General features: G+C 62.4%; 9 protein-coding genes and 2 pseudogenes. 10 read left to right on the forward strand and 1 reads right to left on the reverse strand.

The window, feature by feature from the left end; all coding sequences use genetic code 11:
• The 4 genes and pseudogenes from DVO78_RS02740 to DVO78_RS02755 form a co-directional block, all read left to right on the forward strand.
• A pseudogene (locus DVO78_RS02740) lies at positions 1-868 on the forward strand (hypothetical protein); the annotation flags it as partial.
• A gap of 5 nt (positions 869-873) precedes the next feature.
• Positions 874-1,689, forward strand: a complete 816-nt coding sequence (locus tag DVO78_RS02745) for a DUF5819 family protein (RefSeq protein WP_157983822.1) — start codon at positions 874-876, stop codon at positions 1,687-1,689.
• Complete coding sequence (locus tag DVO78_RS02750; protein ID WP_120003293.1) at positions 1,686-2,798, forward strand: HTTM domain-containing protein; 1,113 nt, start codon at positions 1,686-1,688, stop codon at positions 2,796-2,798. Before DVO78_RS02745 ends, DVO78_RS02750 begins: the two co-directional genes overlap by 4 nt.
• Before the next feature lie 235 nt (positions 2,799-3,033).
• On the forward strand, positions 3,034-4,503 hold the full coding sequence (locus DVO78_RS02755; RefSeq protein WP_202912069.1) for a sugar transferase: 1,470 nt from the start codon (positions 3,034-3,036) through the stop codon (positions 4,501-4,503).
• A 7-nt stretch (positions 4,504-4,510) separates the two neighbouring features.
• On the opposite strand, the gene DVO78_RS02760 is transcribed toward DVO78_RS02755, so the two are convergent.
• Positions 4,511-5,347 carry a CPBP family intramembrane glutamic endopeptidase gene (locus tag DVO78_RS02760; RefSeq protein WP_120003295.1) on the reverse strand — a complete coding sequence of 279 codons (837 nt, stop codon included), beginning with the start codon at positions 5,345-5,347 and terminating at the stop codon, positions 4,511-4,513.
• Between the two features lie 31 nt (positions 5,348-5,378).
• Between DVO78_RS02760 and DVO78_RS02765 the strand changes: the two genes are divergently transcribed.
• From DVO78_RS02765 to DVO78_RS02790, 6 genes and pseudogenes are all read left to right on the forward strand, one after another.
• Positions 5,379-5,993 carry an arsenate reductase/protein-tyrosine-phosphatase family protein gene (locus DVO78_RS02765; RefSeq protein WP_120003296.1) on the forward strand — a complete coding sequence of 205 codons (615 nt, stop codon included), beginning with the start codon at positions 5,379-5,381 and terminating at the stop codon, positions 5,991-5,993.
• A gap of 207 nt (positions 5,994-6,200) precedes the next feature.
• Positions 6,201-7,586 (forward strand): tyrosine-protein kinase domain-containing protein, encoded by a 1,386-nt coding sequence (locus DVO78_RS02770; protein ID WP_120003297.1) that lies wholly within the window; start codon positions 6,201-6,203, stop codon positions 7,584-7,586.
• 45 nt (positions 7,587-7,631) lie between these two features.
• Entirely contained in the window at positions 7,632-9,383 is a 1,752-nt protein-coding gene (locus DVO78_RS02775; protein WP_120003298.1) for a DUF4012 domain-containing protein, read from the forward strand.
• A gap of 226 nt (positions 9,384-9,609) precedes the next feature.
• On the forward strand, positions 9,610-10,188 hold the full coding sequence (locus DVO78_RS02780; RefSeq protein ID WP_120003299.1) for a hypothetical protein: 579 nt from the start codon (positions 9,610-9,612) through the stop codon (positions 10,186-10,188).
• 274 nt (positions 10,189-10,462) lie between these two features.
• Positions 10,463-11,989: a sugar transferase gene (locus DVO78_RS02785; protein ID WP_238385111.1), complete on the forward strand. Its 1,527-nt coding sequence runs from the start codon at positions 10,463-10,465 to the stop codon at positions 11,987-11,989.
• Positions 11,990-12,048: 59 nt separating this feature from the next.
• A pseudogene (locus DVO78_RS02790) lies at positions 12,049-12,319 on the forward strand (transposase); the annotation flags it as partial.
• Between the last annotated feature and the right edge of the window lie 121 nt (positions 12,320-12,440).

Here is a 12,440-nt window from a genome sequence, read left to right on the forward strand (position 1 = left end):
GACCGGTGACCCTGAGGGCGACCCCACTGGTGACCCAGAAGGTGATCCGACCGGTGACCCAGAGGGCGACCCCACTGGTGACCCAGAAGGTGATCCTGAGGGCGACCCCACTGGTGATCCGACTGTGAGTGTCGATCCTGAGAGCGTGACTCCAGGTGACACGGTCACTATCGACGGTGAGGACTTTGATCCGGATACCACGGTGACTGTCGAGGTCACTGATAGTGATGGCAACGTCATCGGCACAGTTGAGGGTATTGAAGTCGATAGTGACGGCGAGTTCACCACGGAGTGGACTGTGCCTGAGGGTACTGATCCGGGTGATCTGACAGTCACTGCTACCGATGACAACGATCCAGACTCATCTGCTTCGGCTGTACTGACAGTCGTGGCACCTGATGACGGAACTGACGACGATGTGGCTGACGATCCGTCGGTTTCAGTGGAGCCGGACACGGTCGAACCCGGTGACACGGTCACTATTGAGGGTGAGGATTTTGATCCGGATACCACGGTGACTGTCGAGGTCACTGATAGTGATGGCAACGTCATTGGCACAGTTGAGGGTATTGAAGTCGATAGTGATGGTGAGTTCAGTGTTGACTGGACTGTGCCTGTCGACGTCGATCCCGGTGATCTGGCAGTCACTGCTACCGATGACAACGATCCAGAGTCATCGGCTACCGCCACTCTTACTGTGACGGACCCCGACGACGGGGTGAAACCCGTGGGTGACACCGATGATGACCTCGCCACCACTGGCGCTGGCATCACCGGCCTTGCTGTTGCAGCTGGTCTCGTCCTGCTCCTGGGAGCAGTGGCACTGATTACAGGCAACCGACGCAAGGGCGGACACGGTCTGATCTAGACTGCGTGTCGGAAAAACACACAACCAGCGGCGGCGCTGCCCCATATGCGGAGCAGCGCCGCCAGCTGCGTGCCCTCCCGCCGGTTGCCAGACTGCTGACAATCCCGGTCCTCGCCGTTGTACTGATTCATACTCTGTTCATTGGTCTCTGGGTCGCGCCCTCGACGCCGGCGCGTGAAGCCATAGGACAGGACACCGTTCGAAACTATGTGGTGCCCTGGTTCGATCAGAGCTGGTCAATCTTCGCGCCGAACCCCAGGAGCACTGCGATCACTTTTGAAGTCCGCGCATGGGTGCAGGACCCAGAGACAAGCGAGGAGTTCTCTACGCAATGGCATGAACTCGTAGATCATGAAGATGACTTGATCAGGGGCAATCCGTTTCCACCACGGACCTCACTGATGGTGCGGCGCTCTGCTAATCATCTGCATACTTCCACTAACGACCTCAATGAAGAGCAAGTCGAAATAGCCAACCGAAACGTGCTGGACGACCTTTACAGCGACCTGCGCGAAGAGCTCATGGAGGTCACCAGTACAGCCACTTCCCAGCAAGTGCACCGTCACATCCGAGCGGATTCCATTGCCACTGACCTCGCTTCCGGGTTCGCGTGGAACGCATGGCAGGACCAAGGCGACCTGCTGTATGTACAGTTCAGGACCAGCATCAGATCGGTCCCGGAATATCATAGCGAATCAGGTGCCAGCCTCGACGAAGCCCTTGCCACGGAAATGACTTACGGTTGGCGCCCCATCACTCAGCTTGACGACCAGCAGATCTCCCTCTTCGCCGAATACCTCCCGCAGGAGGTCGGCCAATGAACATCAAAGCAATGCTCGAACCCCTCAGTGCGAGGCTGAAGCAGTGGCACTTAGCCCTGCAGGTCTGGGTGCTCTCAGACAAGCGAGCACTCCGGGGGCTCTCCGTGACACGCATCCTCATCGGAATCACCATGCTGGGGATCCTGCTCAGCAACTTCAGCGCGCGTCACGTCCTGTGGGGACCGGGCTCGTTCTGGACTGAGATCTACCGTGAGGAAAGCTCCTTCGGACGGGTCGTCAGAGTCCTGGAGACCGAATCGCCTGCACTGTTCACCCTGGCGTACCTCATCTTGATCGCCATTGCTGTCTGCGTCATCATCGGATGGCGCACACGCCCTATGACTCTGCTGCTGGCCCTGGGTATGGCATCTTTGGTAGAACGCGCCCCTTCCGTGGGGGATCAGGGTGACAACATCGCCAGGATCGGGCTGCTGCTCATGGTGTTAATGAACACCTCCGAATACTGGTCCCTCGATGCTCGACGCCGGCGGACCGGCAGGGGACTGTTTGAGCCCTCCGTTCTTCAACGGCTGCGATTCAGCCTGCCTGTGGTTCCCCAGTGGGTCTCGACGATGATCCACAACGCAGCTCTGATCGCCCTGGCATGCCAGATTTTCATTCTCTACACGGCCTCGGCATTGTTCAAAGTGCAGGGGTCCCAGTGGCAGGACGGAACGGCACTTTACTATCCGCTGCAGCTGCACGAATACGGAGTCTTTCCCTGGCTCAACGAACTGATTGTGGCTAACCCATTCGTCCTGACCACGATGACATATTTTTCGATCTATGTGCAGTTGTTCTTCGCCGTCGGGCTGCTCCACCCAATGACTCGCCGACTATTTCTGCTTGGCATCATTGCGCTGCATGGGGGGATTGCTGTCCTGATGGGGCTTCCCTGGTTCTCCCTGGCCATGCTCGCGTTCGACGCGATCTTCGTCTCCGACCGAACGTGGCGGCGGATCGAGTTGGTCATTCTCCGAGGTCGTGGCGGACTTCGACGGCGTGTTGGGGCGGTGCGAGCTCGCCGGCGTGAGGAATCCTCTGGGCTGTCGAGTTTTCCTGCCCGGGCTAGAACGCCCCGCCGACTCAGAGGGCAACAACCGGTGTGATTGCCGCAGGGCTGATGCAGGATGAGATGACAACTGACCTGGCCGGCTCAGCGGTATGGCGTATGTACGGCAGCAGTGGTCGCCGATGCGGCACGTAATATTTCCTTGTATTTTGCTGTATAAAACCTGGATGTGGGTAGTTTGTGCGTACCATCACAAGTAGAAACCCATTGTCAGCAAAGAATTCATGACTTCCGTCAGAGCTGAGACGGTGAGGGAATGAGGGATCGCAGCTGTGAGTACTGCCCCTGCTGCCGGCGCAGCACCTGACCAGATATTGGGCGTGCCGTGGAATCTGGGCATCCCCCGCGTGCTGGGCGTGGTGGACGCGGTGGCTATCGCCCTGGCGGTGGCCGCAGCGCACATCATTCGCTTCGACGGAGGTGAAACAGTGGAGGGCGCTGACCAGGTCAGCTACACGGTCCTGTCTGTGGTGTTGGCCGTGACGTGGTGGGTGGTGCTGTGGTGGCGTAATTCCCGCAGCGTCAGGGTCTTCGGCGCGGGCACTGAGGAGTACAAGCTGGTGGTCTCCTCCACGTTTGTCGTTTTCGGGGTTCTGGCGATTGCCTCCTACCTCCTGGTGGCTGATATTGCCCGGGGTTATGTGGCGCTGGCCCTGCCCATCGGGGTGGTGTTGCTGCTTGTCTTCCGGCTGGTGGTTCGTAAAGTCATTGCCCGCAGGCGGCAGCGCGGACACTATCTGCGCAGAGTGCTGATCATTGGCACTCCTGGGTCGGTCTCACATCTGAACAGGACCTTCAAAGATTCCGCCCATGCCGGGTTCTACCCTGTGGCGGCGTTGCTGCCGGGTTTTCCGCAGAAGTCTCCCACCGGCGTGGAGCTGCCGATTCCGGTGGCCCCTGATGGGCAGGACGTTGACTCGATCGTGGCCGCGGCCAAGGAGTACGCAGTGGATGCGGTGGCGCTGACCAATGGGGCTGTGCTGTCTCCCAGGGTGGTGCGGCAGCTGGGGTGGCGGCTGCATGATCTGCAGATCTCCATGATCCTGGCGCCGTCGCTGATCGATGTATCCGGGCCCCGGATTCACACCCAGCCGGTGGCCGGGTTGCCGCTGATCCATGTCTCCACTCCGCGGATCTCTGGGGGTAAGGCGTTGGCAAAGCGCAGCTTTGACCTGGTGTTCAGCATCTGCGGCCTGGTGGTGCTCTCACCACTGCTGCTGGTGGTGGCCGCGGCGGTGAAACTCACCAGCTCCGGCCCTGTCCTGTTCCGGCAGAGTCGGGTGGGGTTGAAGGAGCGAAACTTCTTCATGCTGAAGTTCCGCTCGATGGTGCACAATGCCGAGGAGCTGAAGGATCAGCTGCAGCCAGATGACCGGGACAATGAGGTGCTGTTCAAGATTCGTGATGATCCGCGAATCACTGCGGTGGGCCGCTTCATCCGGCGCACCAGCATTGATGAGCTTCCGCAGCTGCTGAACGTGATCCGCGGGGACATGAGCCTGGTGGGTCCGCGCCCGCCGCTGCAGGCGGAGGTGGACGCCTATGAACCGCATGTGCGGCGCCGTTTCATCGTCCAGCCAGGGATCACCGGTCTGTGGCAGGTCTCGGGGCGCTCAGAGCTCTCCTGGGATGATTCGGTCCGGCTGGACCTCTACTACGTGGAGAACTGGTCGCTGCTGCAGGATGTGATCATTGTGCTCAGGACCATCAAAGCAGTGGTGAGGTCCCACGGCGCCTATTGAGACCAGGTTATCCCAGTGCGGTCCCCACCAGCGCGAGTGCCACCCACATGCCGTTGAACACCATGTGCACGAAAACGGCCCCCCAGATCCGGCCGGTGAAGAGCACCAGGAAGCCGCAGGTCATGCCCAAGAGGAAAAGGTACACCGGCTCGTCCCAGCGACTCATGCCGTTGACCGCGTGAATCCCCACGAAGGTGGCGGTGGAGGCGGCGACGGCGAGGATCCCGGCTTCCAGGCCGCGCCGGGCGGTGCGGTAGATGGTCACCAGCACCACGCCGCGGAAGAGGAACTCCTCCACCAGCGGCAGGATCAGCACCGGCCCGAGCAGACCCAGGAGCAGCCAGGTCGCGCCGAGTGTGCCGTCGATGGTGGAGTAGGCCGGCAGCCCTCCGGCACTGCCGGCGGCCACCTCGAGCCACCCCTGCACCATGCGCAGCAGCAAGCCCAGGGCAAGGCCCCACAGGAGGTCGGTCCACCGGAAGCGGAACAGGCCGCGGGGGCGGGAGCGCGCGATCGCGATGACCACGGGCACGGCCATCCCGGTCCACAGCACCAGGGAGGAGACCACCGGTCCGACCGGGGCGGCCAGATAGGTCCGGGCAGTCACCGAGAGCACAATGGCCGTGCCGACGGCGAAGGCGGCGTAGGCGAGAACGGTGCCGTTCCAGGCGCGGGCGGTGGCGCTGCCCTCAAGCCAGGTACGAGTCCCTCGTGCCCGGCGCACGGCCGAGGGCACGTTCTCTTCGACGACGGGCGTTATCCGCCTGACCCGCTCCGAGGCGAACAAGTCCACCCTGCGCGTGTTGTCATCCGTCGCAACGGCACCGCTATTCTGGGACTCCACCCACCTCAATCTACCCGAGAGAGCGGCCGCGATGATCGAGATCCTCACCGTCTGCACAGGAAATGTGTGCCGTTCGGCGCTGGCTGCTGTGGTCTTGCGGGGCCGGCTGGCGGATCTGGGTGCGCGCGTGTCGAGTGCAGGTTCCGGAGCGCTCGTAGGTGATCCGCTCACGCCGCAGACCGCGCAGATCGCGCTGGCCGCCGGAGCCAGGCAGGACGATGTGGAGGCGCACCGTGCGCGGTATCTCGCAGAAGGCATCGCGGCGCAGGCCGATCTGCTGCTGGCAATGACGCGGGATCACCGGAGCGCCGCGGTGGAACTGAGCCCGGCCCTGCTGCGCCGGGCATTCACGGCGCGCGAGTTCGCACGGCTAGCTGAGGGGATGACCGACGCCGACATCGCCCAAGCCGCGGTAGGACCGGACCCGCAGAGACGTCTGCGTGCCGCCCTGCGGGTGCTGGCGAACCGGCGCGGGATCGTGGGACCGGCTGAAGATCCGGCGTGGGACGACGTGATCGACCCGTATCGGCAAAGCGATGAGGTCTATCAGCAGCAGGCTCGCCAGCTGCTGCCGGCACTGGATCAGGTGGAGCGCTTCGTCCGGGTCGCGGTGCGGCCGCATAACCTCACCGGTGTCTCCTCGTGAAGCCGGGAATCACGGACCTGCGGCGGGTGTCGAACCGTTCCGCACTATCATGGGAAGATAGTGTATTCACTAGTATCTGTCCTAGGTGGAGTACCGAAGCCTCCTCGGCGGCGTCCTGCTTCTGCTTCGAACCGTAAAAACCGTGCTCGCTCTCGGCGAGACCGCTGAGTTCCGCACTTACAGCGTGCTCAGAAGAGAAAGGAACACGTGGAGCTTCGCGATTACCTTCACATTCTGCGGAAGAACTGGATAGTGATCATTGCGCTGATGCTGCTCGGCGCAGGCGCGGCGGCGACCTACTCTTTTGTGCAGACGCCCCTCTATGAGTCGACCAACCGGGTGATGTTCTCCTCGCAGGCGGGTGACACGATCGGGGAGCAGCAGCAGGGCAACGTCTACACCGAGGCGCGTATGGCGTCCTATGTGGAGCTCGCCACGACTCCACGGGTGCTCGACCCGGTCATCGAAGAGCTCGGGCTCGACGAGTCGGCCACAAGCCTCGCGAACCGTCTGGATGTGACCAACAGTACGAACACCACGATCATCAGCCTCACCGCGACCGATGAGAATCCCGTCTTCGCCGCCGACGTGGCCAACGCCGCCTCAGTCAGCTTGACGGAGGCGGTCAACGAGGCAGAGACCCTGCCGGGCAGCGAACAGGCTCCGGTGAACATCACCCAGGTGACGCAGGCGCAGCCCGCCGCCACCCCCTCGTCGCCGCAGATCCCGCTGAACGTGGCGCTGGGAGCCCTTGTGGGCCTGGCGCTCGGCGTCGGCGTCGCGGTGCTTCGCGCCACCCTGGACACCCGCATCCGCTCGCTCCGTGACCTGCAGCAGGTGACCGACCAGCCGGTGATCGGCGCGATCCCCATGGACCCGCAGGCCAAGACGCGGCCGATCATCATGAAGGAGGACCCGCAGGACCCCCGCAGCGAGGCCTTCCGCTCGCTGCGCACGAATCTGCAGTTCATCGAGCTTGACGGCGGCAAGGTCTTCACCATCACCTCGAGCGTGTCCCGCGAAGGCAAGAGCACCACGGCGGTGAACCTGGCGATCGCCTTGGCGGATGCGGGGAAGAACACGATCCTCATCGACGGCGACCTGCGCAAGCCGAAGGTGGCCGAGTACCTCGGCATCGAGGGTGCTGTGGGTCTGACCGATGTGCTCATCGGGCGTGCCGATGTGGAGGACGTCTTCCAGCAGTGGGGTGACCGCCCCCTGCTGGTGCTGCCGGCGGGCAAGATCCCGCCGAACCCCAGCGAGCTGCTGGGCTCTCAGCAGATGCGGACTCTCCTCGACACGGTCGCCGAGACCGCCGACGCCGTCATCATCGACGCCCCGCCGCTGCTGCCGGTCACCGATGCGGCTGTCCTGGCCACGGAGACTGACGGCGCCATCGTGGCCGTCGCCGCATCGCGCATCACCCGTCAGCAGTTGAGCCAGGCACTGGACAACCTGGAGAACGTCGGCGCCAAGGTGGCCGGGATCGCACTGACCATGATCCCCACCCGCGGGGCCGATGCCTACGGATACAACGCCACCTACGGCTATGGCTACGGGTATGGGTATGGTCACCGGGCAGCCACGAGGTAGACGCCTCGCAGGCGGAATCCACAGCGTGCCATAGGATAGCCCCCAATGGGAAGCAAAAGGCAGCGGCAGCGCGAGGACACGACGGGACGCGTGGTGGCCGGCCGGATCATCCTCGGGCTGGTCAGCGCCCTCGCGCTCGGGTTCGTAGCCGTGCTCGCCTGGGCCGGCGCCAGCGCAGCGCAGGCGCTTCCGCATATCGAGCGCGCCCAGCAGGTGGCTGCAGGACTCGACATGCAGTCCGTGCTCACTGGCGACACCTCGCAGCTCGGCGAGCTGCAGAGTGAGCTGGCGGCCGCGCGCGGTCACACCGGCGGGACCGCCTGGTCGCTGGCCGAGGGGATGCCGTGGGTCGGCACGCAGTTCACCGCCGCGCGCACACTCACCGAGACGCTCGATGACCTTGCCGGCGGCGGGCTCGCCACGGCGGCCGAGGCCGGGGCCGACGTGGACGCACTGCTGCCGAGCGAGGGTCGGATCGACGTGGACGCGCTCCGCACCCTCGACGCGGACCTTCAGTCGGCGCTCTCCTCCGTCACTGAGGCTCGGGAGCGACTGGCGACCATCGAGCCTGCCGGCGTCGTGGGTCCACTGCGCGACGGCACTGCTCAGGTCGATAGCCTGCTGGCCGAGATCCAGCCCACGCTGGAGGGCACCGCGCGGGCCACCTCTCTTCTGCCCGGTTTCCTTGGTGCCGACGGAGAGCGCGAGCATTTGCTGCTCCTGCAGAACAATGCGGAGTGGCGCTCTCTGGGCGGCATCGTTGGATCGGTCATCAAGATCACCGCAACCGACGGGCAGATCGAGTTCACCGATCAGGTGGAGGGTGCGAGTTTCCGCAACCGGGACGAGGCCGTCACGCCTCTGGAGTTCGACACAGAGCTGATCTTCGGCGACCGGCCCGCACGCTATATGCAGAATCCCACCATGATCCCTGACTTCGCCGAAGCTGCCCATGTGGCCCGCGAATTCTGGAAGACCGAGCAGGACAGCGACCCGACCGGCGTGATCGCCATTGACCCGGTGACGCTCTCCTACTTTCTGGAGGCCACGGGACCCGTCGAGCTGCCCACCGGCGACGTGCTGTCCAGTGACAACGCCGTGCAGCTGCTGCTGAACGAGGTCTATCTGCGCTATGAGGACCCTGCCGAGCAGGATGTGTTCTTCGGCGTCGCCGCCGATGCCGTGTTTGACGCTCTGCTCAGCGGCTCCGCCGATCCGGCCGCATCGCTGGAGGCGATCACCCGCGCCATCGACGAGCGCCGCCTGCTGGTCTGGAGCGCGGATGAGCAGGAGCGGACGCTGCTGGAGGGCACACCGGTGGCGGGCGCTCTGCCGGCAAGTAACGACCAGACCACCGCGTTCGGCGTATACCTCAACGATGGCGTGGGTTCCAAGCTCGACTACTACATGGCCGCCGGCTCAAGCGCTGCATGGTGCGGCGACGGTATGGCATCCCTGCGCGTGACTCTGCGCAACGACGCACCCGCCGACATCCGCGAGTACCCCGACTACATCTTGGGCACCTCCGGCGAGGAAACCCAGAGCGGCGTGCCACGCGGCATCACCCGCACTCTCACCCACGTCTACCTGCCCGAGGGGGCCGAACTGACCGAAGAAGCGGAGGAGGCACCGCTCATCGGCCAGCACGCCGGGCGCCCCGTGCATGAATGGACCACCGATCTCGCACCGGGTGAGTCCGCCCTGCTCGATATGCGAGTACGGGCCACCACCGGCCACCAGCTGGACATCGTCTCGACCCCAGTGCTTCAGGATATCGAGGATGCGGCCGAATGCTGACCTGCAGTGAACGCCCAGCAAAAAAGCGAGTGACAGGGCGTGCATGACATATGACAAACGTGTTACATTTCGCCCTTTACCTCGAATAGCTTGCATTCCGCCTGCACATCTCTGTAGATTGGGCATTGTCACGCATCCGGAGTATCTCGGGCGCATCGACATACTCGGCGACTCTGAACGGAGATTGCCCTCATCTGATGGTTCCCTAGCTCTGAGGTAAACTCCCATGAAGAAGACAATCGTAAAGTCCCTCACCATTGTCGGTATCGCTGGAGCTGTTGTCCTCGCCCCCGCCCCCGCCATGGCTTACGCCCCGACTCCGACGCCTGACTCCATTACTGCCGAGATCGGTACGCCGTTCACCGTCACCTTCGACCCGATCTTCACCCCGGGTGAGACCGTCGAGATTACCCTGACCGGCATCAACGGTGCTTCCCAGAGCCTCGCTGCTGTTGGTGCGGTCTCCAGCACCAGCACCTCTAAGACTGCCGACGACCACGGCAGCGTCGACGCCACGGTCACCTTCAACAGCGATGCCTCAGGATCGTATGAGGTCACCGCGACCGGTGCGACCAGCGGCGCGGCCGATATGGTCACGGTCACCGTTTCCGGGACCTCGGGTGCTGGAGATCCTGGCACTGACGACGCCGTCGATGACGGTACGGACGTTTCCAGCACGGACGAACAGCTCGCCACCACTGGTGCTGACTCGCTCGGTCTCTTGGTCGGCGGCGGGGCGCTGCTCATCGGCGGAGGCGCGGTTCTCGCTTCACGCTCGGTGCGCAAGCAGAAGGCTCAGGCCTGACCGACGACCCCTACCTACTATCTTTTTCGCCTCCGCTCTGTGCCCCTTCTTTCTGAGAAGGGGCACAGAGCGTTATCATATTCGGGGTGTTTTCAAGACCACGCCAGGCAATAATTGTGTCCAAGAACACTCCCTTAAGCTAGTTTCCTTATGCTAACCTGTGAAATACCTCAACAGACGAGGGTCTTGCTGAACATTTCCTGAGAACAACTGGTTCTAGATTTGGCGGTGTAGCCGTTTAAGCACCGTGGCCACGGGATGGGGGAGAGAATCCGTGAGCACTGATGTTAACCTTCGCGACGACGTCGAACAAGCGACCGAACAACGCTCTGCGCTGGATGATGCCTTTTCTGCCCCGTCCCAATTACAGATGTGGCAAAGGAGCTACGCCAGGCGACTAGCGGTGACAGACTTTCTCATTCTGATTGCCGTAGTGCTGGGTGTACAGGTGACCTGGCTGAGTCTGGGTTCCGATGCCGAGTTCAGGCTTCCCACGGTGGGTGAGAGCAGCATCGGCTACGGTCTAGTGTCAGCAGCCATTGTGGCGATCTGGATGGCGACTTTGTGGCAGACTGGCTCCCGCAATCCTCGGGTCCTGGGTTCAGGGTGGTTGGAGTATCGCATTATCGCCGACTGGGGTTTACGACTATTTGCCGGCGTCGCAACACTCGCCTTCTTGCTGAAGCTGGATCTGGCGCGGGGCTATCTGTTGCTGGTCTTTCCACTTGGGATACTGGCCCTTCTGGTGGGACGGCGGGCTTGGCGTCGCTGGCTCTACCGCCAGCGCCGCTCTGGGTTGTACTGCCGGCGGGTGCTCTTGATGGGTTCACCTGCCTCAGTGGAGCATATTGCGGGGGAACTCAGTCGGCAGCCCTCGGCGGGCTACCGAGTGGTGGGAGTGTGCCTGAGCCGGGGCCTCATGGGACTGCAGAGTGAGATCGCTGGTATCCCCGTGGTGGGGGATTTCGGAACGGCGCGGACGGCCATGCAGAGCGTCGGAGCCGATGCCGTCATCGTCACCAGTTCGGATGATCTGAACCCGCGGCGTGTGAAGGAGCTGAGCTGGGATCTGGAGCAGGGGAAGTATTCCCTGATTGTGGCGCCGAGCCTGACTGACGTGAGCGGTCCCCGTATCCATAGTAGGCCTGTGTCCGGGTTGCCGCTATTGCACGTGGAGACGCCTCAGTACTCCGGCCTGCGGATGGTGATGAAACGCGGCTTCGATATTCTGGCGTCGCTGGCAATCATTGCTGTGTTGGCGCTTCCCATGCTCGTGATCGCGTTGTTAGTGAAGTTCACCTCGCCTGGGCCGGTGTTTTTCAAGCAGGATCGTGTGGGATTGAAGGGCGAGCCATTCCAGATGTTGAAATTCCGGTCGATGCGCGATGGCGCCGACAGAATGCTGGATCAACTGGTCCATTCGGGAAACACCGACGGAAACGGGGTCCTATTCAAAATGAAGGAAGATCCTCGTCAAACCAAGGTCGGCAAGATTTTGCGCCGTTACAGCTTAGATGAACTGCCGCAGCTGTTCAACGTGCTGGGCGGAAGTATGTCTCTGGTGGGGCCTCGGCCCTCACTGGAGCGTGAGGTGCAGCAGTATGAGTCACATGTGCACCGTCGTTTCCTCGTCAAGCCAGGCATCACCGGCCTGTGGCAGGTCAGTGGCCGCTCTGACCTCCCATGGGAAGAAGCAGTACGGCTTGACCTCTATTACGTCGAGAACTGGTCGCTGACTGCTGACCTGGTCATTCTCTGGCGGACGGCACGGGCGGTCGTCAAGGGTTCTGGGGCCTACTAGTAGTACTTGGTTAGGTGTGTCGCTGTTGAGTCTGGATTTTTTCTGTTAATCTCCTGGGCGTGGATGCTGACCAGGTGGCCCAGCTTCGCGTTGTGTTGGGTGAGTTTGTCGGGGATGTCTTTGCTTCGCTGAAGCGCAGGGATCAGTGCGATAAGGGTGGGTTGTACCTGCGTGGGCTGATGATTGAGGGGCGCTGGAAGTTGATGCAGCTGATGGGTGATCGCCTCGGTATCGATTATTAGCAGCTGCAGCAGTTCGTCTCGACCTCGTCGTGGAAGTTCGAGCCTGTAGCGTCACCAGATCGCGAAGAAGGCGGTGGAGGCGATCGCATGGGCTGTGTCAAGGAATTTGGACGGTTTTGTGGCTCTTGTGACGGATGTGTGGGTGCCAGCAAGGCTGGTTCCGCGGGGGCACGCCGTTCTCTCGTAGATTTCTGAGTGTCAACAAAAGA

It is taken from the genome of Nesterenkonia muleiensis (genome assembly GCF_003600155.1).
Classification (GTDB): domain Bacteria; phylum Actinomycetota; class Actinomycetes; order Actinomycetales; family Micrococcaceae; genus Nesterenkonia; species Nesterenkonia muleiensis.

Coding starts and splice junctions, on each gene's coding strand:
- DVO78_RS02750 (WP_120003293.1), top strand. CDS start 1,686: ATGAACATCAAAGCAATGCTCGAACCCCTCAGTGCGAGGCTGAAGCAG.
- DVO78_RS02765 (WP_120003296.1), top strand. CDS start 5,379: ATGATCGAGATCCTCACCGTCTGCACAGGAAATGTGTGCCGTTCGGCG.
- DVO78_RS02775 (WP_120003298.1), top strand. CDS start 7,632: ATGGGAAGCAAAAGGCAGCGGCAGCGCGAGGACACGACGGGACGCGTG.
- DVO78_RS02780 (WP_120003299.1), top strand. CDS start 9,610: ATGAAGAAGACAATCGTAAAGTCCCTCACCATTGTCGGTATCGCTGGA.